This window comes from Sphingomonas leidyi (genome assembly GCF_011761945.1).
GTDB lineage: Bacteria > Pseudomonadota > Alphaproteobacteria > Sphingomonadales > Sphingomonadaceae > Sphingomonas > Sphingomonas leidyi.
Genome location: NZ_JAASQV010000003.1, coordinates 270,090 through 295,978, shown reverse-complemented (window position 1 = coordinate 295,978; position 25,889 = coordinate 270,090). Strand labels below are relative to the sequence as shown.

At 67.0% G+C, this 25,889-nt stretch carries 23 protein-coding genes; 22 read left to right on the top strand and 1 reads right to left on the bottom strand.

The annotated features are described in order from the left end of the window. Positions 1 to 7: 7 nt before the first annotated feature. Positions 8 to 1,612, bottom strand: a complete 1,605-nt coding sequence (locus tag FHR20_RS23180; protein ID WP_167300762.1) for a phage tail sheath family protein — start codon at positions 1,610 to 1,612, stop codon at positions 8 to 10. Positions 1,613 to 2,247: 635 nt separating this feature from the next. Between FHR20_RS23180 and FHR20_RS22725 the strand changes: the two genes are divergently transcribed. The 22 genes from FHR20_RS22725 to FHR20_RS16620 all read left to right on the top strand — a co-directional run bounded on the left by FHR20_RS22725 (position 2,248) and on the right by FHR20_RS16620 (position 25,887). Continuing rightward, positions 2,248 to 2,820, top strand: a complete 573-nt coding sequence (locus FHR20_RS22725) for a hypothetical protein (protein WP_208413691.1) — start codon at positions 2,248 to 2,250, stop codon at positions 2,818 to 2,820. A 104-nt stretch (positions 2,821 to 2,924) separates the two neighbouring features. After that, positions 2,925 to 3,290 (top strand): hypothetical protein, encoded by a 366-nt coding sequence (locus FHR20_RS16720; RefSeq protein ID WP_167300761.1) that lies wholly within the window; start codon positions 2,925 to 2,927, stop codon positions 3,288 to 3,290. 33 nt (positions 3,291 to 3,323) lie between these two features. Beyond that, on the top strand, positions 3,324 to 3,695 hold the full coding sequence (locus tag FHR20_RS16715) for a hypothetical protein (protein ID WP_167300760.1): 372 nt from the start codon (positions 3,324 to 3,326) through the stop codon (positions 3,693 to 3,695). 6 nt (positions 3,696 to 3,701) lie between these two features. Then, entirely contained in the window at positions 3,702 to 4,094 is a 393-nt protein-coding gene (locus FHR20_RS16710; RefSeq protein ID WP_167300759.1) for a DUF4280 domain-containing protein, read from the top strand. Positions 4,095 to 4,235: 141 nt separating this feature from the next. Next, positions 4,236 to 14,531, top strand: a complete 10,296-nt coding sequence (locus FHR20_RS16705; protein WP_167300758.1) for a GH-E family nuclease — start codon at positions 4,236 to 4,238, stop codon at positions 14,529 to 14,531. After that, a complete protein-coding gene (locus FHR20_RS16700) occupies positions 14,528 to 15,013 on the top strand; it encodes an ankyrin repeat domain-containing protein (protein WP_167300757.1) in 486 nt (161 codons plus the stop codon). Before FHR20_RS16705 ends, FHR20_RS16700 begins: the two co-directional genes overlap by 4 nt. Further along, a complete protein-coding gene (locus tag FHR20_RS16695; RefSeq protein ID WP_167300756.1) occupies positions 14,994 to 15,335 on the top strand; it encodes a DUF2185 domain-containing protein in 342 nt (113 codons plus the stop codon). The genes FHR20_RS16700 and FHR20_RS16695 overlap by 20 nt, the downstream gene beginning before the upstream one ends. A 279-nt stretch (positions 15,336 to 15,614) precedes the next feature. Next, a complete protein-coding gene (locus tag FHR20_RS16690; RefSeq protein ID WP_167300755.1) occupies positions 15,615 to 16,322 on the top strand; it encodes a flagellar hook-basal body protein in 708 nt (235 codons plus the stop codon). Beyond that, complete coding sequence (locus tag FHR20_RS16685; protein WP_167300754.1) at positions 16,319 to 17,089, top strand: flagellar hook-basal body protein; 771 nt, start codon at positions 16,319 to 16,321, stop codon at positions 17,087 to 17,089. The genes FHR20_RS16690 and FHR20_RS16685 overlap by 4 nt, the downstream gene beginning before the upstream one ends. Before the next feature lie 4 nt (positions 17,090 to 17,093). Continuing rightward, the gene (locus FHR20_RS16680; protein WP_167300753.1) at positions 17,094 to 17,786 is read left to right on the top strand and encodes a hypothetical protein; all 693 of its coding nucleotides are present in this window, start codon (positions 17,094 to 17,096) and stop codon (positions 17,784 to 17,786) included. Beyond that, positions 17,783 to 18,355 (top strand): flagellar basal body L-ring protein FlgH, encoded by a 573-nt coding sequence (locus FHR20_RS16675; protein WP_167300752.1) that lies wholly within the window; start codon positions 17,783 to 17,785, stop codon positions 18,353 to 18,355. Before FHR20_RS16680 ends, FHR20_RS16675 begins: the two co-directional genes overlap by 4 nt. Next, positions 18,355 to 19,485: a flagellar basal body P-ring protein FlgI gene (flgI, locus tag FHR20_RS16670; protein ID WP_167300751.1), complete on the top strand. Its 1,131-nt coding sequence runs from the start codon at positions 18,355 to 18,357 to the stop codon at positions 19,483 to 19,485. The genes FHR20_RS16675 and flgI overlap by 1 nt, the downstream gene beginning before the upstream one ends. Before the next feature lie 18 nt (positions 19,486 to 19,503). Next, a complete protein-coding gene (locus FHR20_RS16665; RefSeq protein WP_086130292.1) occupies positions 19,504 to 19,848 on the top strand; it encodes a flagellar basal body rod protein FlgB in 345 nt (114 codons plus the stop codon). 1 nt (position 19,849) lies between these two features. Then, entirely contained in the window at positions 19,850 to 20,272 is a 423-nt protein-coding gene (flgC, locus tag FHR20_RS16660; RefSeq protein ID WP_167300750.1) for a flagellar basal body rod protein FlgC, read from the top strand. Next, the gene (gene fliE, locus FHR20_RS16655) at positions 20,269 to 20,592 is read left to right on the top strand and encodes a flagellar hook-basal body complex protein FliE (protein ID WP_167300749.1); all 324 of its coding nucleotides are present in this window, start codon (positions 20,269 to 20,271) and stop codon (positions 20,590 to 20,592) included. The genes flgC and fliE overlap by 4 nt, the downstream gene beginning before the upstream one ends. A gap of 14 nt (positions 20,593 to 20,606) precedes the next feature. Continuing rightward, positions 20,607 to 21,911 carry a flagellar basal-body MS-ring/collar protein FliF gene (fliF, locus tag FHR20_RS16650; protein ID WP_167300748.1) on the top strand — a complete coding sequence of 435 codons (1,305 nt, stop codon included), beginning with the start codon at positions 20,607 to 20,609 and terminating at the stop codon, positions 21,909 to 21,911. Next, a complete protein-coding gene (locus FHR20_RS16645; RefSeq protein ID WP_167300747.1) occupies positions 21,898 to 22,251 on the top strand; it encodes a hypothetical protein in 354 nt (117 codons plus the stop codon). Before fliF ends, FHR20_RS16645 begins: the two co-directional genes overlap by 14 nt. Further along, positions 22,248 to 22,910, top strand: a complete 663-nt coding sequence (locus tag FHR20_RS16640) for a FliH/SctL family protein (RefSeq protein ID WP_167300746.1) — start codon at positions 22,248 to 22,250, stop codon at positions 22,908 to 22,910. Before FHR20_RS16645 ends, FHR20_RS16640 begins: the two co-directional genes overlap by 4 nt. Beyond that, positions 22,907 to 24,223, top strand: coding sequence for a FliI/YscN family ATPase (locus FHR20_RS16635; protein ID WP_167300745.1), 1,317 nt, complete (start codon positions 22,907 to 22,909; stop codon positions 24,221 to 24,223). Before FHR20_RS16640 ends, FHR20_RS16635 begins: the two co-directional genes overlap by 4 nt. Further along, positions 24,216 to 24,665, top strand: coding sequence for a hypothetical protein (locus tag FHR20_RS16630; protein WP_167300744.1), 450 nt, complete (start codon positions 24,216 to 24,218; stop codon positions 24,663 to 24,665). Before FHR20_RS16635 ends, FHR20_RS16630 begins: the two co-directional genes overlap by 8 nt. Beyond that, on the top strand, positions 24,662 to 25,447 hold the full coding sequence (locus FHR20_RS16625; RefSeq protein ID WP_167300743.1) for a hypothetical protein: 786 nt from the start codon (positions 24,662 to 24,664) through the stop codon (positions 25,445 to 25,447). The genes FHR20_RS16630 and FHR20_RS16625 overlap by 4 nt, the downstream gene beginning before the upstream one ends. Next, the gene (locus FHR20_RS16620; RefSeq protein WP_167300742.1) at positions 25,444 to 25,887 is read left to right on the top strand and encodes a flagellar hook capping FlgD N-terminal domain-containing protein; all 444 of its coding nucleotides are present in this window, start codon (positions 25,444 to 25,446) and stop codon (positions 25,885 to 25,887) included. Before FHR20_RS16625 ends, FHR20_RS16620 begins: the two co-directional genes overlap by 4 nt. Positions 25,888 to 25,889 lie beyond the last annotated feature (2 nt).

The following is a 25,889-nucleotide window of genomic DNA, read 5'->3' as shown; positions in this document are numbered from 1 at the left end:
CGCTATCCTAGCTCGAAGACTGTCCGGCCATCTGCTGCAAGCTGATGACGACGAATTCCGCGGGTTTGACCGGGGCGAACAGGATCAGGATGTTGACGATGCCGTTGTCCATGTCCTCCGGCGTGGTGGTCGATTCATCGCAGACCACCTGATAGGCCTGGGACGGCGTCGCGCCGACGAACGCGCCCTGCAGATAGAGCGGGTGCAGGAAGGCGTTCACGCTCAGCCGGATCTGCGCCCACAGCGCCGCGTCGTTGGGCTCGAACACCACCCATTGCAGCCCCTGGATCAGGCTCTGCTCGAGATAGAGCGTCAACCGGCGGACCGAGATGTATTTCCAGTCGTCGTCGGCAACGTTCGCCGAGGCGAGCGTGCGCGCGCCCCAGGAGATGTTGTCATAGGTGGGGAAAGTGCGCAGCGCGTTGATGCCGAGCGGATTGAGCTGCCCGTTCTCCTGGTCGTTCATGACATAGGAGAGCTGCTGCACCCCGGCCAGCGGCGCGGTGATGCCCGCCGGTGCCTTCCACACGCCGCGATTGACGTCGGTGAGCGCATAGACGCCCGCCAGCGTGCCGCTGCCGCCCAGCGTCAGCAGCTGGGTGGAAAAGGGCGTGGGGATCTGGATCTGCGGCCAATAGGTGGCGGCGCTGATGATGCCGGTGCCGAACGTGCCCGGCGTGCTCGTCGCCCAGGCGACCGCGCTCGTCGTGCTCGTCACCGTCAGCGGCATGTCGAGGATCGCGAAGGCCTTGCGCTGGATCGCATAGTTGAGCGTCGCGGTGGCCGAGGTGAGGTAGTTCGACGTGTTCATCGACGCCATGTCGGGAACCAGGATCAGGTTCACGATCTGCATCGCGTCGAGCGAATAGATGCCCGAGCGGTTGGTCGAGTTGCCGGCGATGTCGAATCCGGTGGGCGGCAGGCCGTCGGGATATTTGGGTGCCGGCGTCGTCGTGGGCGGTAGCAGCTGCTGCGCCTGATAGTTGAGCGACTGAGTCGTGAACAGCGACGTGGGGTTCGCCACCACGCTGACCAGATAGCCGGCAAAGCCCGGATCGGGCACCCAGACCTGGATGAGCTGGGCCTGGGTGCCGCTCGACGAGAGGAACGGCGAGAGGCAGCTGCGCACCTGGGTGCTCGCCAGGCTCGGATAGCCGAGGGTTCCGGCCGCGCTCGACAGCGCGCCCTGGATCGCCGCAATCATGTCTCCCACCGTCGAGACCGGGCTGGTCATGGCGACTGTCGTGCTCACCGAGGGGGGCGGCTTGGTCGGGTCCGGCCCGGGCGGCTGCACCGTCACGGTGATGCCGGTGACGGTCACGGCGTTCTTGGGCGCCGTGAAATTCAGGATCGTGCCGCTGGCAAAGGGCACCAGCACCGAAGGAGTCGCGGTGAGGTTGGGCACCGCCAGCAGCGCGCTGTTCTGGTTGCCCGACTGCATGACCTCGACGATCGAATTGGTCTGGCTGATGTCGAGCGTCACGGCCGGCACGCTCTGCGTCTGGACGATGCTGTAGCTGCTGCTCGACGAATTGCTGTTGCTCGTGATCGAGTAGAGCGTCGCCGCCATGTTGAACGTATTCGGCTTGTTGGTCATGTAATCGACCGTCACGAACACGTTCTCGCCCCAGGTGCCGGGGTTCTGCGAGTCTATTTCTACCAGATTGGTGCCAGTTGTCGGCGTCAGGCCTTTGCCGCTTCCGCCGCCTCCGCTAGAACTGGTGGGCGGCAGCGCGCCGGAAAGCTCGGTCTTCGGTTGGACCGGCGGATTAGAACTCGCACAGACTCTGCTGATCCAGGCTTCGGTTCCGCCGTTTAGAAAAAACTGCGATACCTGAAAACTTGTCGTGCTCGTAGGATCAAGTCCACCGAATACGCGCTGGAAATCACCGAAATTCAGACATTGAACCGGTGTATTCATGGGTCCGCGAGTCAAATAGCCGACAAATGCCGTCACGGAGGTTGCAACACCAGAAATGGTGTGCGTACCACTCGGTAATTCTTGAACATATACGCCGGGATATGTCAGCTGAAGTGCCATTTGACTCTCCATCCCCGGCGCAGACTCGGCGGGGATTCCCCATGCCAAAATTCAGATCTTAGATTCTGTCAACGTTGTGCTTGACGATGTGCGGGTACGTCAATAGCATAATTTCATATCGACTCCATCTGTTTGGTCTCGTTTCTTGATAGAAACGGGGATTACGTTCGGCTAACCATTTTCTTTAGGGTGGGAGGGCGTTGCTCATGGCGGCCGAGAACAATGCGTTATTGCAGCACGCACTCGATCTCACCTTTTACGGCCTGCCCTCGTCCGCTTCGGTTCGGCTCGATTTCCCCATAGAGACGGGCGCGATCATCCCGATGCCGCGCGCGACGCCGTCGGTGCGGCTCGGCGCGAGCTATGGCGGAGGCGAGATGGCGATCCGCGGACTTTCGATCCAGCCGCGCCGGATCGAGTTCGACATCGAGAACGCGCCCGCCACCTTGCCGCTGCTCGTCCACATCCTGTGCGGCGGCCGGTTCATCCATGGCTGGGTGCAGGTGCCGGGCGACGTGCAGGTGTCGATCGCGACTTCGGTGCAGCGCATCCGCTTCGTCGGGGCGGGCTATTGGGCGGTGCCGCTGACCCAAGTCGAGGCCGAGGGCAAGCCGGCGGCGAAGCCTGCTCCGGCACCGGCTCCCGCTCCCGCTCCCGCTCCGGCCCCCGCGCCGTCGCCGTCCTCGAGCAAGCCAAGTCCGAGCCCCGCTCCGAAGCCCGCGCCCACGCCGGCGCCCGAGCCGCGGTCCTCGACGCCCACGCCCACGCCGGCGGCCTGAGCGCGAGGATGCCTGCGACCTTCCTGTAGACTCCGCGTGGGGGCGATCCGCGGAATCAGTCTCGAAACCATCGCCACTTGTGAATCTGAGAAAGGAAACGCGTCATGGCCATGAGCACGATCACGATCAACTTCCAGAACGCCACCCTGACGACGACGACGTCGCAGATCCTGATCACCAACGGCACCTTTGCGCTCGACACCACGAGCTCGCTGTCGATGTCGGGGACGATCAGCTTCACTTCGCTCTACATCACGTCGGGCGCGATCAACTTCAACGTCGAGTCGGGCACCTCGTTCACCGCCGCGGTGGTGACGCCGGTCCATCCGAACTCGACCAGCAATGCGCCGACGCTCGAGGTCACCAACTTCGCGGGCACCGTGACCGTGACCTGGCCGACTCCGAACGGCCTGCAGACGCAGACCGTGATGTCGGGCGACCCGATCACGCTGAACAACTTCGCGAGCTGAGCCGCGAAGCACCTCGAACAAGGGAGGCCCCCGGTGGATGCGCAAGTAACGATCAATTTCGCCGGGGGCGTCGCCTCGACCAACCTGGTCCAGGTCATACTGGGCCAGGCGGTCCTCGCGCTGGAGAGCGTCCGCGGCGCCCTGGCCGATGTCGTGGGCTTCACCAACATGACGGTCCATCCCGGGCAAGTCACCTTCGCCGCCCCGACCGGCGGCGCGTTCGCCGGGACCCTGGCGCTCACGCTGTCCTGGAGCGGGGAGGACCCGACGGTGACGCTCGACAATCTCGTGCCGGCGGCACATGGCGGCCCGGCGACGGTCTCCTGGCCTACGGCGACCGGACTGGAAACCCAGGTCCTCACGCCCGGCAATGCGCTGACGCTCAGCGGCATCGTCGCCGACTAGGCCCCGGTGCCGCAGCTGGTCAGCCTGGGCGCGGTGCTGTCGTGCAGCTTCGGCAGCGCGCCGATGCCGATGATCGTGCCGCCCGAGGTGCCCGTGTTCGCCGACATGCTGCCACTGGCCACGATCTTCGACTTCGTGCCGCTGGAGAACATCCCCAGCTTCGGGCTGTGCTCCAGCCTGGCCAATCCCGAGGTGGCGGCCGCGACCGCGCTGGCGGAAGGCGTGCTGACGCCGATGCCGTGCATCCCGGTGACGACTTCGCCCTGGTTTCCCGGGGCGCCGGAGGTGCTGCTCGAAGGGATGCCGGCCCTGTGCACCGGCTCGATGTGCCTGTGCGACTGGCTGGGCGAGATCGAGATCGATGAGCCCGGGCAGGAGAGCGCGATCACCAATTCCTGAACGTGTCGGCCCCGCGCGGTTTCGCATCGCGAAGAAATGGGACCGAAACGGCACAAGTCGCCTAAACGCCGGCGAAAATCCTCCGACTACCAATCGCGGGCGTCAGCAAGGGACTGCCGCCGCGGCGATTTGGAGGGGCGGATGGTTGCGATCTTCACGGGTGCCGGCACGGGCTTGGAGCGTGGGTCGGGCTCGGTTCTGGGCGGGTCGGGCCTGCTCGGCAGCGCATCGCAGGGGCGGGGGGGCGACAATGTCCTCGTCAACGCCGCGAACGGCAACCTGCTGATCTCGCGACAGGATGAATATCTCGTCGGCCGTGGCCCCGATGTCGCGATCGGCCGCGCCTTCAACAGCCAGGCAACCGCCGACGACGACAATAACGACAAGTGGCGCCAGAGCACCGACCGGCGCGTGACGACGGTCTCGGGGACGACCGTGCGCCGCGTCTCGGCCGACGGCAGCGAGACGATCTACACCTGGGATGCCACCCGCTCGGCCTATGTCTCGAAGGAAGGCGCGGGCGCGTACGACCAGATCGTCAAGTCGGGCAGCCAGTGGATCTGGACCGATGGCGACACCCAGCGCGTAGAGAAATATGACGAGCTGAACGGCGGCCGCATCGTCTGGGAAGGCGATACCGATCTCAACGCGATCACCTACACCTATGTCGGCGACAAGCTCGACAAGGCGACCACGGCGGACGGCGCCTGGGTGCAATATAGCTGGTCCGGCTACAACATCACCAAGGTCACCACCGGCTATACCGATCTCGCGACGGGCCTCTCCAGGACGCTATCGCGCGTCTGGTACGAATATTCCGGCTCGCAACTGACCAAGGTCCGCACCGATCTCACCCCGGCCGACAATGCGCTGCCCGGCGATGCCGATTCCTACTGGACGAGCTATGGCTATGACGGCGCCGGCCGAGTCAACAGCATTACCCAGAAGGACGGCTCGAGCCTGACCGTCACCTATGACGGATCGGGCCGCGTCGCGACGCTGACCCAGCTCGCCAACTCGGGCGTCAACCGGGTGACGACGCTCGCTTATTATGCCGGCTACACCACGATAACCGACGCGACCGGGCAAGTGACCCGGCTCGACTATGACGCGGCCGGCAACCTTACCAGGATCACCGCACCGCCCGCCTCGAGCGGCGCCGCGCAGCAGGTCGTGCAGTTCGGCTACAACGCCAATGGCGACCTGATCAGCACCACCGACGCGTCCGGCAATTCGGCGAGCTACACCTATGACGGCAACGGCAATGTGCTCACCGCCACCGATGTGCTGGGGAATGTCGTCACCCGTACCTATGGCAGCAAGAACGAGCTGCTGACCGAGACCCGCACCGCGTCGGACGCGAGCGGCGCCGTCGTCAGCGTCACCAGCCGTTTCGCCTATGATGCCAGGAACCATCTGCGATACGTCGTCAGCGGCGAAGGCTATGTGACCGAATTCCGCTACACGGCGGCGGGCGAGCTCCAGTACAAGATCGAATATCCCGAGCACAGCTATGGGATCGGCGCCGGCGCGCTCAGCGAAGCGACGATGGACGCATGGCGCAACGGCCTGGCCGACCGGTCGTCGACCCAGATCACCCTGAACACCTATGATGCGCGCGGGAGCATGACCTCGACGCGCAGCTTCGGGATCGCCGGCGCCGGAGGCGCGGAATCGGCGGCGGAGGGCGCGCGGCGCACCTACTACACCTATGACCAGGCGGGCCGGCTGCTCGCGCGCAGCAACGAGGGGCAGGTCGCCGAGACCTTCGTCTATGACGGAATGGGCCGCATAACCGCCTCGACCGACATCAACGGCGGCACCACCAGCTTCGTCTTCAACGATACGGCGACGACCACGACGGTCACGCTCGCATCGGGCTATGTGTCGACCTCCACCTACAACAAGGCCGGCGACCTGGTCAGCTTGACCGATAGCGGCAGCTATGTCGCGAGCGGGACCGCCGCCAGCCAGTACGACAAGCTGGGCCGCGTGCGGATCGCGACCGACGCTGCCGGGCTCAGCCGCTATTCCGCCTATGACAAGGCGGGCCGGCTGATCGCCGACGTCAACCATTATGGCGACATGACCGAGTATCGCTACGATGCGAACGATCGCATCGTCTCGACCACGCGCTACGCGACGCGCCTGACCGCCGGCCAGCTGGCCATCCTCCAGAATCCGGACAGCGTGTTCGATGTGGGCGCCATCCGCCCGGGCGCGTCGGGTGCGGATCTGTGGAGCTGGTCGGTCTATGACAAGCTGGGCCAGGTCGTCGCTTCGATCGCGGGCGACGGCAGCGTGGCGACCATGGCCTATGACAAGTCCGGTCGCCTGGTCGGCACCACCGCCTATGCCGTCAAGCTGACCGCGGGACAGATCGCCGGCTTCAAGACCACCCCGCCGCTGCTCACCGACATCCCGGCGCCGACCGCCGCCGATGCGATCACGCGCAGCTTCTACGATCGCGACGGCCGCCTGCTCGGCAGGCTGGACGGAGAGGGCTTCCTGGTCCGGAACGTCTATGACAAGGCGGGCAACAAGGTCTCCGAGATCGCTTCGTACAACGCCGTCCCCGCGGGGCTGCGCGCGGCGGGCAGCTTCAACGACCTGGCGGCGAGCGTCGGCAGTTCGGCCGGCGACCGCGTGGTGCGGTACGTCTATGACGGCCAGGGGCTGCTGCGCTATGTCGTCGACGGGCTCAACCAGGTCACTGCCTATGGCTATGACGCGGCGGGCCTGCGGACCAGCACGGTGCAATATGCCGCGGCAATGGCCGCGACCGGCGACTATACCTATGACAACGTCAAGGCACTCACCGCTTCGCTGGCGAGCAATGCCGACAACCGGACCAGCTGGTCGGTCTATGACGCGGCGGGCCAGCTTGCCTTCTCGATCGATGCCGATGGCGGTGTCGTCGGGCTGAGCTACGATACGAGCGGCCAGGTGATCCGCTCGGTCCAATATGCAGCCAAGTACGTGACCGGCTCGCTCCCGTCCGTCTCGACGATGAACGGGTGGTCGGGCAACAACGCGGGCGGCGCTGCCGACCGGATCACCCGCACCTGGTACACGGCGCGCGGCGAGGCCCGCTATGTGGTGAACGCCGAAGGCTTCGTCTCGCGGACCGACTATAGTGCCTCGGGCAAGATCACGGCCAGCATCCTCTGGAACAACAGGATCAGCGTTTCGAACGCGACGACGATCGGCCAGGTCGACGCGGCGACGGCGGGGGCGGGCGACTATGCCGCGCACAGCTATGGCTATCACCCCGACGGCATGCTCTACACCGAGTATGACGCCCTCGGCGTCCTGACGCTGTACGACTATACCGCGACCGGCAAGCTCAACGCCCGGTACGATGCCTATGGTACGGGCGACCAGGTGATCACCGCCTATGGCTATGACGCCGCCGGGCGAGTCGTCACCGAGGTTCGCGCCTGGGGCACCGCGCAGGCGTCGACGACCAGCTATGCCTATGATGGCCTCGGCAACCGGATCCAGGCTACGGATCCCAACGGCAACGTCACCAATTTCACCTATGACAAGCTCGGCCAGCTCAAGACGCAGACGGATGCGCTGGGCGGTGTCTCCAGCTACGAATACAATGCGTTCGGCCAGGCCTGGAAGGCCACCGATGCGCTGGGCTATTCGAGCTATAGCTGGTACGATCGGCTCGGGCGGATCACGCAGACGCGCGATGCCGGCAACTACCTGACCGAAACCAGCTATACCGCCTTTGGCGAGAAGGCGAGCCTGACCCGCCGCTTCAACCAGGTGACCGGCACCGCCGCCATGGCGACGCCGCCCTCGGTGGCCGCGAACGGCACCGAGGATGCCACCACCAGCTTCCTCTACGACAAGCTGGGCCGGCTCCTCCGCACGACCGATGCGATGGGTTTCTTCGAAACCTACAGCTATGACGGGCTCGGCAACCGGCTCTCGGTCACGGCAAAATCGTCGACCGACAGCGCCGTCGCCGGGGCGGCGACGACCTATACCCATGATCGCCTCGGCCGGGTGCTCACCGAGACGCTGCCCAAGCCGACCTATGATGCCGCGGGCAACCTCACCAGCTCGACCGTGGTCAACCGCTATGAATATGATGCGCGCGGCAATCGCACCAAGGTGGTGGAGGCCGACAATCTTTCCAACCGCCGCACCACGACCTATGGTTTCGACAAGAACGATCGCCTGATCGAGACGCGCGGCGACGCGGTTTCGGTGATCGCCGACGATCTCGTCACGGTGTCGACGGTCACTCCGGTCGAGACGATCCGCTACGACCTGCGCGGCAACGTCAAGGAAATGATCGACGTCGCGGGTGCGCGCCGGCTGTTCTACTATGACGCGCTCAATCGCAAGACGGTCGAGATCCGCCAGACCTCGGCCAGCGAGAACACCTATTCGAGCTTCACCTATGATGCTGCGGGCAACGTAAAGTCGAACCGCGTCTATGCGGGCTCGATCGCCCTGCCGGGGAGCGTCGGCAGCACGCCGCCCTCGCCGCCCGCGACCGGCTATCGCGAGACCCTGTTCAACTATGACGCGCTCGGCCGTACGAGCTCGAGCCAGGTGCTGAACGTCGTCACCGGAAGCTACGCGACGGGCTATGCCGCGGCGAATCTCACCACCAGCTACACCTATGACGGCGTCGGCAACCTCAAGAAGGTCGTCGATCCCAATGGCGGCGAGACCTATAGCTGGTACGACGCGCTCGGCCGCAAGACCGGGCAGCTCGATGCCGAAGGCTATCTGACGAGCTGGGGCTATGATCCCGACAACAATGTCACCGAGGAGCGCCGCTACGCCACGCGCTATGCCGGTGCGGCGTCGCTGGGTGGCGCACCGGGCGTGGGCACGTCGGGTGCCGACCGGGTCACGCAATATGGGTATGATCGGCAGGGCAATCGCACCTGGGAGGCGCGGCTCTCGGTCGAGGCCTATTCGGTCAATGCGGGCAATGGGGCGCTGAGCTCGGTCAGCGGCACCGCGATCGTGCAATATCTCTACAACGGCCTGGGACAGGTAGTCCGCAAGACCGAGTCGAGCGGCGACCAGACCTTCTACGGCTATGACGGCGCGGGCCGGCTGGGCGTGGAGACACGCTCGGCCTTTGTCGACTTCAACGGCCAGTGGGTCTCGCCGACCACCCAATATCTCTATGACGGCCTGGGCAACCTGTCGCGTACCGTGCAATCCGGGGCGACCAACGCCGCGGCGCGCGTGACGACCTACAGCTACGGCGCCGATGGGCGCCTGGCGAGCACCACCGACGCCTCCGGCTTCAGCCGCTATTATGCCTATGACGTCGCGGGCCGGGTGAAGAAGGAAAGCTATACGCGCGCCACTGCGGCGGGCGGCGCCGTCACCGACGCCATCGCGTCACGCTACGACCTTGCCGGCCGCAAGGTGTTCCAGGGCGTCGCCACCTGGAACGGCGGCGGCTTCGCGATGATCGATTATAGCCAGACCCAGTATAACAGCTATGGGCAGGTCTCCCGGAACGGCGTCAACGGGCTTTGGCAGACCGAGAACCAATATGACAATGCCGGCCGCCTGACCGCGACCAATTCGGGGGACGGCGTCTGGAAGTTCTTCGGCTATGATCGCAACGGCAACCAGACCGTCGCGATCACCTCGGCCGGGACGAACCTGGCCGGCCAGTCCTTCCTGGGCGCGCTCTCGCTGGTGGGCCTGTCGACGGTCAACGCCACCTATACGAGCTACGACAAGCGCAACCTCGCGGTGCAGGTGGTGGAGGAGGGGCGCCAGCTGAGCGCTTCGGCCAGCGACCAGTTCGTCACTGCGCGCGGCTACAACGCGTTCGGCGAGATCGCGAGCGAGACGAATGCGCTCGGCGCGACGCTCACCTATACCTACAACACGATGGGCAAGCTGACGAAGAGCGAGAGCCCGACCGTTTCGATCACGCTCGAGAATGGCGCCCAGCAGAGCGTTCGCCCCACCGAATATTATTATTACGACCTGAGCGGCCGGCTGATCGGCGGGCGCGATGCGAACGGCAACCTCTCGACGCGGAGCCTGCTTGCCGGCACCGGCTATGGCGTCAGCCAGGCGCTGGTCGTCACCAGCTTCGCGGCCGATGGCGGCAAGATCGCCAACGCCTATGATATCCATGGCGATACGCGGCGCATCACCGACCAGATCGGCCGGGTCACCACCCAGGATTATGACGCGATGAGCCGCGTCACCGGCGTCTCGCATTATGGCGGCCTGGTCGAGAACTATGCCTATGACGGGCTGGGCCAGCGCATCCAGGCATGGAACAACCTCTATCAGAACCCGATCTACGGCCCGGAGGAATCCTATTGGGTCGAGGATCCCTATGATCCCTATGGCGGCTATTATGGCGGCGGGGGCCATTGGGAATATTACACGCCGATCATCGGCTACACGCCCGAAAAGGCGCTGACCGAATATGATGCGCTCGGCCGGGTGACCAGCCAGCTGGCGTTCGGCGGCGACCTCACCACGGCCGGCTATTCGTGGAACGGCGGCATCTCGACCAGCGGGATCGGCACCTTTGGCGGCTGGACCCAGGTAACGACCTACGCCAACGGCAAGACACTCGTCGAAAGCAAGGATGTCTTCAACCGCACCACCGCCAAGACCGACCTTGGCGGACACGTCTGGAGCTACAGCTACGACATTTCGGGCCGGCTGAGCCAGGTGGGTACGGGCGGGCTCTATACGACCTATAATTATCTCAACACCGGCATGATCGGCCAGACGATCGTGGGCACCCCCAATCCGCAGGTGAACACCAGCTGGGCGCGGACGGTCTCCACCTACAGCTACGACAAGCTGGGCCAGCGCCTGACCGAGCAGACCAGCGAGGAAGCGGGCTATTATTCGCCGGGCTACTGGTACGAGGAATATGACCCCTATTACGGGTACGTGACCAACAGCTACTGGGTCGACGAGAGCTACTATACCACTTCGGCGACGCTGCAGAATTCGAGCGTCACCTATGACGCGCTGGGCCGGCTGAAGACGTTCGCCGAGGCGGGCACGGCGACGATGCCCGCGGCGAACATCGCCTATGAATATGATGCGAACGGCAATGTCCGCCGGACCACGGCGACTTATCGGACGCTCGACTATCAGGGCAATGTCTCGTCCTATTCGACGACCAGCGACTATTGGTTCCGCTACGACAGCATGGGCCGGGTGGTCACCGACAAGGGCACGCTGCGCGGCGGCCAGATCGTCCGCGGCGAAGCGGTGTACGGCACCGGCGGCGGCCAGGACATCCTGTACGATCTCGCCGGCCAGCGCATCGCCGTCATGCGGACCGAATATTCGCCCGGTTATTACGACTATGAATGGGGCTATTACTACGCGGGCAGCTATTACGAGAGCCGCGAGAATTATATCTATAACAGCGCCGGCCGTATCTACGAGATCCAGACCTCGATCGGCGGCTATGTCTCCGAGGACTATGACTATAACACCGGCGTCGCGACCCCGCCCGGGACGATCCCCGCGGCGCCCGCGACCGGCACGGTGCGCTCGCGCTTCTATTACGACCTGGTGGGCCACATGACCCAGCAGAACGACTATGAGGCCTATGGTTCGGCGATCGCCTATAGCCGCAATGTCGGCTACAACAACAAGGGGCAGGTCACCTACGAGAGCACGTCGACCAAGAAGTATGACGGGCACACCTATCAGTCGTACAGCTATTACGACTATGGCTATGGGTCCAACTATGCGCTGGGATCGGTGCTGAGCGTATCGACGATCAACTATCGCGACAACAACAACGCGAACGCGCCCGATACGATGACCACCAACAGCTATACCTGGTGGGACGGCGCGGTGCAGTCGCAGATCGCGCACAAGCCGAATACCGGCCAGTCGACTACTTATTACACCAGCTTCTATTATAACGGCCTAGGCCAGCTGACGTCGCTCTATGTCGGCGATGCCCGCGCGCGCAACGTCACGTTCAAGATGAACGGCGAGGGGCAGATCATCCGCCGGGACGAACAGGACTATAACTGGTCCAACGGCGATCCGCACGAGATCTGGTATCGGTTCAACGCGCGCCAGCTGGGCTATGTCGGTAACAACGGCACCAACGACGTGTCGACCGCACAGTCGATCAGCGAGCGTCAGACCGTCTCGCCGACCACGCCGGGCGCGTTCCGCAACGGCGCGAGCTATGGCAGCTCCTACGCGGAGTTCGCCAACAGCTACGATCCGATCAACAGCTACAGCCAGGGTTCGTCGGGCGGCAGCTACACCGTGCGGGCCGGCGACACGCTCCAGGGCATCGCGCTCTCCATCTATGGCGACTCCAACCTCTGGTATCGCCTGGCCGAGGCGAATGGCCTGACCGGTGCCTCCGCGCTCGTCGAGGGGCGGACGCTGACGCTGCCGAGCGGCGTGGTGAAGTCGAGCTACAACGCCTCCGGGCTCAAGCCCTATAATCCGGGCGAGGCGATCGGCGACGTAACCCCGTCGACGCCGCAGCCGCAGCAGCAGAAGAAGAACAAGTGCGGCGTCTTCGGCGCGATCATCCTCGCGGTGGTGGCGATCGCAGTCACCGTGGTGACCGCGGGCGCCGCGCTGGCGGCCGCCGGCCTGGCGACCAGCGTCGGCGCCGGGATCACCACCGTCGTCGGCGGCGGCCTGATCGGTGCCGCCGGCGTGGCCGGCGGGCTGGCCATCGGCGCGGGTGCCGCGGCCATCGGCTCGATCGTCAGCCAGGGCATCGGCGTTGCGACGGGCATCCAGGACAAGTTCAGCTGGAAGGCAGTCGGCATGGCCGCGATCGGCTCGCTGGTGTCGGGCGGTCTCAACGAGGCATTTGGCGGCGGCGGGATCATCGGTGCCGCGGCGCGCGGTGCCGCCGGCAGCGCGATAACCCAGGGCATCGGCGTCGCCACCGGCTTGCAGGACAAGTTCAGCTGGGCCGGCGTCGCGGCCGCCGGGGTGGGTGCGGCGGTCGGCTATCAGGCCGGCAAGTGGATGGGCGTGGAGCCGATCAGCCAGAACAATTCGATCGGCAACTATCTCGTCAACTTCGCCCAGGGTGCGGCGAGCACCATCGCCAATGCCGCGACGCGCAGCGCGATCGAGGGCACGAGCTTCGGCGACGCGGTGGTCGCCGCGATCCCGGACGTCATCGCGCAAACGATCGGCGACATCCTGTTCAACGGCGTCACCAGCACCAAGGAGCAGGCGCGGATCGAATATGCCGAGTCGGAAACCCAGCGGTTCGCCGCGGAATATGGCATCACCGACAAGGACCAGCTTGCCGAGGTCCGGGCCGCCTATCTCGACGCGCCGAGGATCTCGGACGACTATGCCCGCCCGCAGGGCCGGAACGAGACCGTCGGCGACTATGAGGCGCGTCGCGAAGGCGCGCTGAGCCGGCTCGCCGCCAACAAGCGCACGTTGGCAACGATCGCCGGTCGTGCGTCAGGCTATAGCGACGCGCAGATCAACGAAGCGCTTCGGTCCGGCGGGCGGGGCTATGATCCGGCGAGATACGATGCGCAGATCGCCGAACAGAACGCACAGAACAATGCCCCGCCGACCGTCGATCCGCAGACCGGCGAGATCCTCCAGACGGTCGTCGTCATCGGATACCGGCGCGAGGACCTGCCCACCGACGGTACGCGTCAGGGGGCGGCGCTCGGCGTCGTCGCGGTGGACAGTGCGGTAAGCATCGTCGGCGACAAGGCGCAGCGGATCGGCGAAGTCATCGATTCGCGCCCCTGGTTGCGGATCGGCGTGACGGTTGCCGGCTATACCGCGGATGCGGCGACCTGGTATTTCGGCGGGCCGGCCAAGTTCTTCATCAGCCAGGCCGTCGGCCAGCTCCAGGGCGCCGCCACGCAATATGTCAGCGACGCGGTCGGCAACCGCTATGACGACAAGGGATATGACCCGACCGAAGCGTCCGCCGGTGCAGTGGGCGCGGCTACGCTGATCCAGCTCGGGTTGAGCTCGCGCGACATCGTCGGGACGCTGCGTTCGCTGCCATCGCTCGCAAAGGGCATCGCGCAGCGCCTGCGCGGCGCGGTCCGTCGCGCGCCGACGATCGAGACGCCGGTATCCACGCCCGATCCGACGCCCACCACGCGGCGCATGCCCTATGCGCGCAGCCGCCCGAGCTACGCGCGGGGCCAGGTCGACAGCGTCTGGGAGAATGCGGTGCGCCGCTCGCCGGACGGTGTGGTACGCGATCCCAATACCGGCGAGGTCCTTACCTGGGACCGTGGCCGGAACCGCAATGGCCAGTGGGACATGGGCCATCTTCCGGGCAAGGACTACAAGACCTTGCACGATCGGTATATGAGCGGGCAGATTAGTCGCGAGCAGTTCCTCCGCGAATATCATGATCCGCGGAATTACCAGCCGGAGGCGCCTGGCGCCAACAGGAGCAGGAGATACCAATGATACCCGAAGCGGCCGTCTTCACGCTGATTCGGTCCGATGCGCCGGCGATCGAAACGCGGATCACTGCCGATGACATCCGGGCAAAGGGGGATATCGGCCAGACGACCCTTCAGGAGGCCATTGCCAGCCGCAAGCCCGAGCTTGCGGCTTGGCTGGTGGAGCGCGGCGTCGACCTCGACAATCGCGATCGTTCCGGTTTCACGGCGCTCCATTATGCCATGGAATATCAATATTATCCTCTGGCCGAGAAGCTGATCCGCGCGGGTGCCGACGTCAACGCGACGAACAAGCATGGCAATGGCGCGCTCTGGACCGCGGTGATGTCCGCGCGGGGCGATTATGCGCTGGTCGATCTGCTCCTTGCCCATGGCGCGGATCCGGATACCCGCAACAGGGCGGGCAAGTCGCCGCTCGACCTGGCGATCGACATGGGCAACGCGCAACTGATCGAGAAGCTGAGGCATGCCGGAAAAGCAGTATAGGATCGCCGCCGAGGACATGGTCGCGCTCGTCAGCGGCTGGGGCGCCGCGACCGCCACGGACCGCGTAACCGTTGACGGCAGGATGATCGGCTATGCCTATCGGGAGCGGCCGGTGAACGGGGCGGATAGCGGCTGGCGGTTCTTCGCCGGAGACGAAGACGACGCGTACATGGCGGACGCTTCCCGGCATGATTTCTACGCGGTGAATACCATCGCAAACTATGATCCGGCGATCCTTTCGATCCTCGACAGCGCGATCGGCAGCGCGTTCGAGCGGGATCAGACCGGCCCATGGCGCGAAGTCGGCGACGCGCAGAACTGATCGGGCAAGGACGTCGGCGGCCGGCATCGCATGCGAATCGGAGGAGGGCCTTTCCGGTTCGAAGCGTGGAATTGCTCCGAAAAGAATGAACCGAAATGGCAGCAAAAGGCACTTGGAGCCGAGGCCCATAGCTGTCTGGGATGGAATGGGATTTCGGCGAATCGCGGGATTTCCGCGGTTGAAACGTTGCCGCAACACATCGAAATATTTCTTAATCGGAGGCACTTGACGGCAGACACCCCGGACTGTCTCATATCGGGACAGTAACGGGGGGATGAAATGTCGGGGCTCGTCGAAGCGGCGACGGCTATTCTTAGTGCGTCCGAAAGAAAGCTGGAAGTAGCGGCGCACAACGTCGCCAATGTTTCCACACCCGGTTTCAAGCGGCAGATAGGGTTTTCGCAGCTTCTCCAGGCTTCGGGGAACGATGCGATGCCGCTTCCCGAGGTCGCGGTCCGCCGCAATTTCGCGCAGGGCAAGCTCACCGAGACGCGCAATCCGTTCGACCTCGCGATCAGCGGCGACGGGTTCTTCCAGCTCCGTGCGGGCGACAGCATCGTCTATTCGCGCCAGGGCCAGTTCAAGCTTGCCGCGGACGGTACGCTGGTCTCGCCGCAAGGCTATGTGCTGCAGCAGCAGGGCGGCGGCGACCTGGTGCTCGATCGCCAGGCGGCGACCATCCAGCAGGACGGCACCGTGATCGAGGACGGTCGACCGGTCACCCGGATCGAGCTGTTCGCCGCCAGGGACCCGCAGGCGCTGACACCGGTTGGCGAATCCTATTTCTCGGCCGGGGCGGGCGCGATGGACACGGTCGGCGGGCCGGTGATCCGCCAGGGCATGGTGGAAAGCTCGAATGTCGAGATGGGCGACGAAATGGTCGCGATGATGACCGCGCTGCGCCAGTCGGAAGGCGGCGCTCGCCTGGTGCAGGTCTATGACGATCTGATCGGCCGCGCGATCTCCAGCCTGGGACAGACGCGATGAGTGACGCCTTCTATGTGGGAGCGGTGGGCCTTCAGACGCAGCAACGTGCGCTGGATGGCATCGCCAACAACATCGCCAATGTGAACACGCCGGCGTTCAAGCGCGTCCAGTTGCGTTTTTCGGACGTGGTGGCCGGCCGCCCGGTGGACGTGGCGACGCCGGATCTGCGCCAGCTTCCCGCGGATGTCGCGGGGGTGATGCTCGATACCCAGTTCATGCTGAACGAACAGGGGCAGCTGGAGCGCACCGGCCAGCAGCTCGACATCGCGATCGACGGCCAGGGTTTCATGGAGCTGATGGGTCCGGGCGGCCAGACGCTGCTGTGGCGCGGCGGCGCGCTCAAGGTGAATGACGACGGCCAGCTCGCGACCAGCCATGGCGTCGCGTTGCGGGCCGCGATCACGGTGCCGGGCGACGCCAGCGCGATCGAGATCGGCAAGGACGGCGTGGTGCGCGTGCGCGTGCCGGACAGCGCCGATCCGGTCGAACTCGGGCAGATCCAGCTCGTTCGCGTCAACGATCCATCGGCGGTCTCGCGGCTCGATGGCGGCCTCTATCGCGTCGACGATGCCAGTGCCCTCAGCGAAGCGGTGCCAGGCGAAGACGGCACCGGGATGCTCGTCCAGGGCTCGATCGAGCAATCGAACGTCGCGCTGACCGACGAAATGGTGCGGCTCATGCTCGTTCAGCGCGCCTATGCCGCCAATGCCCAGATCGTCCAGGCCGCCGATCAGCTGATGGGCATTGCGAACGGTCTTCGGCGCTAGGAACATGGCAGGGGGAATCGTCATGGGGGTGGCGCTCGCCGTCGCCGCGGCGGGCGGCGCCGGGGATGTCGCGCTCAGGCCGATGGTCGAGGTGCGTTCGGCGCAGCTGCGCGTCGGCGATCTGGTCGCCGCGCGCGAGGGCGCGCTGCCGGCGGGCATCGCCGAGCTGGTGGTGGCACGGCTGCCGCATGGCGCGACGACGCTTGCGCTGCCGGCCCGCGACGTCGCCGCATTGGTGCGCCGTCGGGTGCCGGGGCTGCGGGTATCCGCGCCGGCAGGGGAGATTGTCCGGATACGCGCGGCGATCGCGGCGCTTCCGGCGCGCATCGGCGGTGGCTGCTTCGCCGCCGCGGCCGCGATTCCGGCGGGTGCCGCCGTCAAGGCCGGCGACGTGGTCGCGGCCGAATGCCGCGGCACCGTGCCCGCGGCGTTGCGCTATGACCGGGATGGGCTGGCGGTGGCGCGCGCCGCACTGCCGGCAGGGGCGTATCTCGGGCGGCTGGCAGCGCTTCCGCGGGACGCAATCGGCAAGGGGACTCCGCTGACCCTGCGCTCGGCGGCCGGCCCGGTGACGGTCGAGCGCGCGGTGACCACGATGCAGTCCGGCCGCCCGGGCGCGCGCCTGTTCGTGCGCGATGGCGAAGGCAAGGTCTTCGCGGCGCCGCTTGCGCTGGTCGACAAGGAGGGCGGACGATGAGCCTCAGGCTGGCAGCCGCGGCCGCGGCGCTTCTGCTTGCGACGCCCGTGGCCGCGCAGGATCTCTACAGGGGCGGGAACTGGTCCTCCATGGCGGCGGATCGCCGCGCCAGCGGCGTGGGCGACGCGATCACGGTCGTCGTCCAGCAGGCGGCGGAGGCTTCGAACACCACGCAGAACGCGACGCGCAAGAGCACCGACGTGTCGGGCGGGCTCAATGCCGGCTCGATCAACGAGAGCGGCCAGCTCTCCTTCGGCGGCGGCTATACCGGGCGCGGCGAGGTGCGGCGCAGCGAGCGGCTGGTCGCACAACTGAGCGTCACGATCGAACAGGTGCTGCCCAATGGCGACTATCGCATCGTCGGCGAGCAGCGCCTCCACGTGAACGGCGAGAAGACGCTGATCGCCGTGCGGGGGCGCATCCGGCCCGAGGATATCCGCAGCGACAACAGCGTGCTCTCGAGCCGGATCGCCGATGCCCAGATCAACTATGACGGCAAGGGCTTTGTTTCGCGCAGCGCCAAGCCCGGGCTGCTCAACCGCATCTTCTCGCTGCTGGGGCTGGGCTGATGCGCGGCGCCGGAACGGTCCGCGCGGCGGTCGCCCTCGTGCTGGCTCTTGCGATGCCGGTCGCGCCCGCCATCGCGCAGTCGGTGCCGCTCAAGAGCCTGGGCAGGTTCGACGGCTGGCGCGAGAATGCGCTGGTCGGCTATGGCCTGGTCACCGGCCTGGCCGGATCGGGCGATACGCGCCGCAGCGTGGTGACGCGCCAGGCGCTGCGCAACGTGCTGAGCCGCCTGGGCACCAGCGTCACCGAGGATCAGCTCAGCAGCCGCAACGTCGCGGTGGTCATGGTCACCGCGGTGCTGCCGCCATCGGCCAATGTCGGTGACCGGATCGACGTCACCGTATCGTCGATCGGCGATGCGCGCAGCCTGGCTGGCGGCACGCTGATCATGACGCCGCTGCTCGGCCCGGACCAGCGCACCTATGCGCTTGCGCAAGGGCCGCTGCTGGTGGGCGGTTATCGGTTCGATGCCGATCTGAACCAGCAGCAGCGCAACTATCCGACCACTGCGGTGCTCCAGGGCGGCGGCACCATCGAGGCGCCGGTCGAGTCGATGGTGCTGCGCGGGGGCAACGAGGTCGCGTTCCTGCTTGCGAACCCGAGCTTCTCGACATCGCAGCGCATCGCCGAGCAGATCAATGCGCGGTTCGGCTATGGCACCGCGCTCGCGAAGAATGCCGACGAGGTCCGCATTCGCTTCTCCGGCGCGCCGGCGGAGGTGACCGGTTTCGTGGCGCAGCTCGAGAATGTCCGGGTCGAGCCCGACATCGCGCCGCGCATCGTGATCAACGAGCGCACCGGCACGGTGGTGGCGGGCGGCGACGTGATGATCTCGAGCGTCGCGATCGCACAGGGCGACATCAAGGTGACGGTGACCGGCGAGCGCAGCGCGTCGCAGCCCGGCGGCTTCTATGGCGGCTTCGCCAATGACGTCAGCAGCCTGATCGTCACCAATACCAAGCTCGAAGTGGCGCAAGGGGTGGGGGACCAGTCGTTCCGTTTCCCCAACACTTCGGTTGCCGATCTCGTCCAGGCATTGTCGCGCGCGCATGTCGATACGCGGCGCATGATCAGCATCCTCCAGGCAATCAAGACCGCGGGCGCGCTGCACGCGGAGATCATCGTTCAGTAGCGTGAAGAAGGTGGGGACATGGAGAGTATTTCGACGGCGCTGATCGCCAAGGCGCTCGACGGGCTTACCGCGCGCTACCAGGCGACGGCGCAGAACATCGCCAACGCGAACTCGCCCAACTATCGGCCGATTCGCGTCACGTTCGAGGACAGCCTGCGCAGCGCGGCGACGCAGGGCGGCGGAGCGATCGCCGGCGTCGAGCCCAAGGTGGAGCTCGAGCCGATGCCGCGCATCGCCAGCGAGATGCGGCTCGACCTGGAGATCGCCAACGCCTCGCAGACCGCGATGCGCTATGGCGCGCTGCTCTCGATCCTCGGGCGCCAGATGGAGCTTGCCCGCACCATCGTGTCGGGAGGCCGCTGAGATGGACGCCATCGCCATCAGCCGCACCGGCCTGGACGTCGAGTGGCAGCGCCTTCAGGTGATCGCGCAGAACCTCGCCAACATCAACACGAGCCGCACCGCTTCCGGCCAGCCGTTCCACCCGCTGCGCCTGTTGTCGGGGCCGCAAGTCGATTTCAAGCATCTCGTGCGGGCGGGCGACAAGACGCCCGGCGGCGTCGAGGTGCTTGGTGTCGAGCCGATGGCGGCGGGCACGCGCCGGGTCTACGAGCCCGGCCATCCGCATGCCGACGCCGATGGTTTCGTCACCTATCCCGATGTCGACCATGCATCCGAGATGACGCTGCTGATCAAGACGTCGCGCGCCTATGAGGCCAATCTCACGGCGATGAGCATCGCGCAGCAAATGTATTCGCGCGCCGCCGAACTGGGCAAGCAGGCATGACCGGGATCGAGGGGATCGCGGCGATCGGCGGTGCCGATGCGGCGCCGCTCGCGATGCGCCTGGGCGAAGCGGCTGCGACGGTTGCCCAGCCCGCCGGGGGCGCCGGCTTCGGCGAAGTGCTGATGAACGGGCTGCGCGGCGTCGACCAGAAGCTCGCCACGGCGGACAAGCTCGTCCAGCAGTTCACGGTGGACGATTCGGTGCCCGTGCACCAGGTCACCATGGCGCTGGAACAGGCCCGGCTTTCGGTGGAGCTCGCGATGCAGGTCCGTTCGCGGATCGTCGAGGGCTATCGCGAAATCATGAACATGCCCCTCTGACCGGCTGATCTCCGATGGAAAACCCCGTTCCCGCTCCCGCCGCCGCGCGCGGACAGCTGTACCTGTTGGGCGGCGTCTTCGGGCTCGTCCTGTTGCTGCTCGCCATCGGCTACTTCCTGTTCCTGCGCACCGACTATGTCGTGCTCGCGCAGGGGCTGCGTCCGACCGATGCCTCCGCGATCGTCGCGGAGCTGGACAAGCGCGGCGTCGCCTATCGCTTGCGTGACGGCGGCGCGACGATCCTGGTGCCGGAGGGGCAGGCCGATGCCACTCGCGTCGCGATCGCCGGGTCGGATGCGGCGGCGCGCGGGCAGATCGGCTTCGAGCTGTTCAACAAGTCCGACATGGGGCTCACCAACTTCGCGCAGAAGATCAACTATCAGCGCGCGCTCCAGGGCGAACTGGTCCGTACCATCACGGCGATGGACGGAGTGGAGACGGCGCGCGTCCATCTCGCGCTGCCCGAAAAGGCGCTCTTCCGCGGCGACCGGGTCGACCCCAAAGCAGCGGTGACCGTCACGATGAAGCCGGGCCAGACGGCCGATCCGGCGCGCGTCTCCGGCATCCAGCAGCTGGTTGCGGCGGCCGTCCCCGATCTGCCCGAGAGCAAGGTGGTGGTGCTCGACGCGGCCGGACATGTGATCAGCCCCCCGCCCGTGGTCGACGGCGGCACGGGCGCCGAACGCCCCGCCGATATCGAGGAGCGCGGCGCGGTCGAGAATTACTATCGGGCGCGAGCGCGCGGCGCGGTCGAGCGACAGATGCCGGGCGTGCGCTTTGCCCTCCGGGTCCTGCTCCTGCCGAACGGCGCGCCGCCGACGGCAGGAGCCGCCGGCACGGCCGGCGCCGATCCGACGGTGGTTCCTGCCGCCGGCTGGACGCCGTCGGGCGAAGGGTCGGCGCGCAACTTCCGTATGCGTATCCTGTTCATCAGCGAAGCGCCGATCAATTCGGAGGACCAGCAGATCGCGCGCAATGCCATCGTCCAGGCGACGGGGCTCGACGACCAGGCCGGCGACAGCCTGTCCTTCGAAACCGGGCCGATCGATCAGCCCGTATCTTCCCCGCCGATCGCGCAGCCCAGCCACGCGGCGGCAGGCGCACCCATGGCGGCAGCACCGATACCGGCCCAGGGTTTCGGCTTCGCCTGGCCGCCGATCTGGCTGTGGCTGGTTGCCGGCGTCGCAATGGCGGCAGTGCTGGTCTGGCGCTTCCGCCGCCCGGGCGCGCGGATGAGCGGCGAAGAGCAGGAGGCGTTCGCGCAGCGGCTGCGCCGCCAGCTCAACATGACGGAGGAGGCTGGCGATGCTGCTGCCTGAAGCCCGGCTCGATATCCTGATCGACGAACTGCGCGGCATGTCCGCCGGCGATCGCAAGGCGGTGCTGGCGAAGCTGGGGGGCGAGGAGCGCCGGCGCGTCCGTGCCCGGCTCGCCGCTTCGGCAAGCGGGCTCGCCGAACCCGTCTCTCCCTATTCCGCCGATATCGCGGCGCGGCTCGAGGCACGCGGCGACACCGGGCTCACCGTGGCGGGGCGGCGCGCGCTCGATGCGTTCCTGATGCCGGCGGGGAAGGGCGCCTCGCGCCCCGAGCAGGGGCGCGGCGCGTCGCTCGCCCAGGCGATGGGCGGCCTGCTCCGCCCGCGTGGCAGGCTGCCATGACCATGCTCATCAAGTCCGATGCCGGCATTGCGGTGCGCAGCTTCATCGGCGGCGCGCGCTTGCCGGTCGAAGCGAGCGAAGCGCCGGCGCCGGATCCGCGCGATATCGAGCGTGCGCAATTGCTTGCCGAGGTGGAGCGGCTCCAGCGCCAGCGCGGCGAGGACGAAGCCGCGGCGAAGCGCGCGGTGGAAGTCGCGCGCGAGGAAGGCCGGCAGGAGGGGCTGGCCCAGGCCGAACGGCGAGAGGCCGACGGGATCGCCGCGGTCCGCAAGGGGCTGGAACAGGCCCGGGCGGACTTCGCTGCGCAGCTGGATTCGCTCGACAGGCTCGCGCCGGAACTTGCCCGGGCCGCACTGGACAAGATGTTCGCCGAGGGCGAGGGCTGGGCCGCCCCGGCAGAGGCGATGATCGCGCGCCAGCTCGCCGCCCTGCGCCGATCGAGCGTGATCGCGATCCATGTGAGCCCAGAGGACTTCCCGGACGCTGCCGCGCTCGCAACGCTTTCGGCCGAGCTCGGCGCGGAAGGGCTGCGCGTCGAGAGCGACCGCGCGCTGCGCGCGGGCGCCAGCCGGATCGAATGCCGGCTCGGCCAGGTCGATCTCGACGTGCGCACGCAGTGGCAGGCGCTGTCGGCGCTGCTGGCCGAGATGGCCGGATGACCCTCCATCCCTTCCTGCAGCGGCTGCGCGATCTGGAGCTGGTTCGCCCCATAGGCTTCGTGCGCAAGGTCGCGCATGGCCATTTCGAGGCGACCGGCCCGGCCTGCACCGTAGGCGACCTGTGCGAAGTTGCCGGGGAGGGTGCCGCTGTGCGCGTCGAAGTCGCCGCGGTGGACGAGGCCGGGCTGATCCTGGTGCCGCTGGAACAGAATCGCCAGGTGCGCCCCGGCGCCCGGGTGACGGCGCTGCCCGGCGGCGGCTCGGCGGCGGTGGGTGACGGTTTCGCCGGGCGGGCGATCGATGCGTTCGGGCGGCCCTTCGATGGCGGAGGCGCAATCGCCGTCGAGGCTCGGACGGCGCTTGCCGGATCGGTGCCGCGCCCGCTCGATCGTGCGGCGCCCCGGCGCATGGTGAAGACCGGGCTGCGCGCGATCGACGGGCTGCTGACGCTCGGCGAGGGCCAGCGCGTCGGCATCTTCGCTGCCGCGGGGGTGGGCAAGACCAGCCTGCTCGAGCAGCTCGCCGGCCAGATCGAATGCGATCGCGTGGTGCTTTGCCTGGTCGGCGAGCGCGGCCGCGAAGTCGAGGCGATCTGGCGCACGCTTTCCGCCCGCGCCGATGCGGAGCGCTTCACCCTGGTCGCCGCGACATCCGACGAAACGGCGGCGTTGCGTGCCCGGGCAGCCAATGTGGCGCTGTGCCTGGCCGAACATTGGCGCGATCGGGGCCAGCATGTGCTGCTGGTCGTGGATTCGGTCACGCGTCTCGCCATGGCGCTGCGCGAGATCGGCCTCGCCGCCGGGGAGCCGCCGACGGTGCGCGCCTATACGCCGAATGTGTTCGCGGCCCTGCCGCGCCTGGTCGAGCGGTGCGGCGCCACCGGCGGCGGCGGTGCGATCACCGCGGTGATGACCGTGCTGAGCGAGACCGACGATGTCGACGACCCGATCGTCGAAGTGATGAAATCATTGCTCGACGGCCATATCGTGCTGTCGCGCACGCTTGCGGAGCGCGGCCATTTCCCGGCGATCGACGTGTCGCGTTCCATCAGCCGCCAGGCAGCGCGGCTGATGGAGCGCCAGCATGCCAGCGCGGCACGCACGGCCGTCACGCAGCTCGGCGTCTATGACGAGGCGCGCGTGATGATCGAGAGTGGCGTCTACAAGGACGGCGCGAATGCCGAGATCGATCAGGCGATCGCGATGCGCGCGAAGCTGATGGCGTTCCTGCGCCAGGGGCAGAGCGAGAATTCGGGTTTTGCCGATACGCTTTCAGGCCTGCGCACGGCTGCCGGGAGTGGCGGCCATGCATGATCGCCGCACCCATCGCGCACTCGCCGATATCGCCGCGCTCCGTGTCGCGCAGCGCATGGCCGCGCATCAGGAACTGGCCGCGGCGCAGGTGCGCGAGGAAGAAGCGGCGGACGCGTCGCGTCGCGCGGACCTGCGCACCGAAACGGCCGCAAGGGCCTGGGACGCGCATCTCGGCAGCGCGGACTTCGCGCCGGATTTCGCCCGCGCGCTTGCCGCCGAGCTTGTCGAACAGGGCCGGGCGAGTGCCGTCGCGCAGGCGCATCGCGCGCAAATGGTCGAGGCTTGCGCCGCTGCGGAGCAGGATTGGCACGACGGCGATGCACATTGCCGGCTTGCCGACCGCGCGCTCGACACCAGCCGCCGCGCGCGCCGCCGGGACCGTGACGAGCGCGCGCTCGATGCGCTGGCGGACCGCATAGCTTCGAACTGGAGGCGAGCATGATTGGACCTCTCCCGCATACCGGCCCCATGCCGCCCGAGGGGCGGGGCGATTCCGCCGATCAGCAGCATGGGCAGGCGCCGAGCGACCTGTTCGCGCAGCTACTCGGTGCCGGCGGCGCGCTTGCGGCAGAGCAGGCGGCGCTCGCCGAAGCGCCTTCGATGCCGGCTCCCGAAGCTTCGCTGCTCGTCCCCGATGTCGTTGGCGCGGACCCGGCGCAGCAGGCGCCCGCGCCGCTCGCGCGCGTGTTCAATCAGGATGGCTTTTTCGGCCATGCAGGCAAGATACCGGGCCAGGCGGTAATGCTCGAGCGAGAGGAGGCGGCGCTGGCACAGGCGCCCGGCGTCGCGCCGGCAGGGCTGGCCGCGGCGCTGCGTCCGGAAGTCGCGTTCCCCGCCATCCCCGGGGGCAGCACCATGGCGCGATCGGGCGCGGGGCATGGGCCGGCGATGCGCGTCGCCAGGGCAGGGCCGGCGACCGTCGTCGCCAAGCCGGCGAGCGGCATGGCGGCCGCGCCGCTGGCGACCGCAGAGAATGAGGCGGCCGATCCCGTCGCGCCCCTGCGGCACCGCGCCTATCGCACGCCAGGCGCCGCGCGTTCGGCGCTGCATGTGGCGCTGCACGAGATCGAGAGCGGCTTGCAGATCGCGGCGCGCGTCGAGGGGTTGGACGAAGCGGAACGTCATCAGTTGCGCGACGAAATCGCCGCGCTGCTCGGCCGCCATGGGCTTTCCGCCGCCCGAATCCAGATCAATGCCATGCCGCCACGGGAGAGTGAACGATGATCGCGCAAACCGCGCCAGTGGGCGCCGCTGACGGCGGCCAGCAGAATGCCGGCGCCGCCAATGCGGCGACCGATGCCTTCGGCCTCGGCTTCGACGCGCTGCTGAAGATCATCCTGACCCAGCTGACCTATCAGGATCCGCTGAAGCCGATGGACAATTTCGAGTTCGTCTCGCAGCTCGCGCAGTTCTCGCAGATCCAGCAGAGCCAGACGATGAACGACCGGCTCGAGGCGCTGGTCTCCGCCCAGGCGACCAGCCAGGCGACCGGCCTGCTCGGCACCACGGTCGACGTGCCGGCGGGGGCGACCACGCTCACGGGCTTGGTAACCGCAGTCACCTTCAGCAATGGCACGCCGCGGATCACGATCAAGACGGCGGACAATCGCACGATCAGCAACCTCGCGATCGCCAGCATCTCGCAAGTCAGGAAGGGGAACTAAGC

Bases quoted from the DNA above. Each gene is read 5' to 3' on its own strand.
- FHR20_RS22725 (WP_208413691.1), top strand. From the start codon at position 2,248: ATGGCGGCCGAGAACAATGCGTTATTGCAGCACGCACTCGATCTCACC.
- FHR20_RS16720 (WP_167300761.1), top strand. From the start codon at position 2,925: ATGGCCATGAGCACGATCACGATCAACTTCCAGAACGCCACCCTGACG.
- FHR20_RS16705 (WP_167300758.1), top strand. From the start codon at position 4,236: ATGGTTGCGATCTTCACGGGTGCCGGCACGGGCTTGGAGCGTGGGTCG.
- FHR20_RS16700 (WP_167300757.1), top strand. From the start codon at position 14,528: ATGATACCCGAAGCGGCCGTCTTCACGCTGATTCGGTCCGATGCGCCG.
- FHR20_RS16695 (WP_167300756.1), top strand. From the start codon at position 14,994: ATGCCGGAAAAGCAGTATAGGATCGCCGCCGAGGACATGGTCGCGCTC.
- FHR20_RS16690 (WP_167300755.1), top strand. From the start codon at position 15,615: ATGTCGGGGCTCGTCGAAGCGGCGACGGCTATTCTTAGTGCGTCCGAA.
- FHR20_RS16685 (WP_167300754.1), top strand. From the start codon at position 16,319: ATGAGTGACGCCTTCTATGTGGGAGCGGTGGGCCTTCAGACGCAGCAA.
- FHR20_RS16680 (WP_167300753.1), top strand. From the start codon at position 17,094: ATGGCAGGGGGAATCGTCATGGGGGTGGCGCTCGCCGTCGCCGCGGCG.
- FHR20_RS16675 (WP_167300752.1), top strand. From the start codon at position 17,783: ATGAGCCTCAGGCTGGCAGCCGCGGCCGCGGCGCTTCTGCTTGCGACG.
- flgI (WP_167300751.1), top strand. From the start codon at position 18,355: ATGCGCGGCGCCGGAACGGTCCGCGCGGCGGTCGCCCTCGTGCTGGCT.
- FHR20_RS16665 (WP_086130292.1), top strand. From the start codon at position 19,504: ATGGAGAGTATTTCGACGGCGCTGATCGCCAAGGCGCTCGACGGGCTT.
- flgC (WP_167300750.1), top strand. From the start codon at position 19,850: ATGGACGCCATCGCCATCAGCCGCACCGGCCTGGACGTCGAGTGGCAG.
- fliE (WP_167300749.1), top strand. From the start codon at position 20,269: ATGACCGGGATCGAGGGGATCGCGGCGATCGGCGGTGCCGATGCGGCG.
- fliF (WP_167300748.1), top strand. From the start codon at position 20,607: ATGGAAAACCCCGTTCCCGCTCCCGCCGCCGCGCGCGGACAGCTGTAC.
- FHR20_RS16645 (WP_167300747.1), top strand. From the start codon at position 21,898: ATGCTGCTGCCTGAAGCCCGGCTCGATATCCTGATCGACGAACTGCGC.
- FHR20_RS16640 (WP_167300746.1), top strand. From the start codon at position 22,248: ATGACCATGCTCATCAAGTCCGATGCCGGCATTGCGGTGCGCAGCTTC.
- FHR20_RS16635 (WP_167300745.1), top strand. From the start codon at position 22,907: ATGACCCTCCATCCCTTCCTGCAGCGGCTGCGCGATCTGGAGCTGGTT.
- FHR20_RS16630 (WP_167300744.1), top strand. From the start codon at position 24,216: ATGCATGATCGCCGCACCCATCGCGCACTCGCCGATATCGCCGCGCTC.
- FHR20_RS16625 (WP_167300743.1), top strand. From the start codon at position 24,662: ATGATTGGACCTCTCCCGCATACCGGCCCCATGCCGCCCGAGGGGCGG.
- FHR20_RS16620 (WP_167300742.1), top strand. From the start codon at position 25,444: ATGATCGCGCAAACCGCGCCAGTGGGCGCCGCTGACGGCGGCCAGCAG.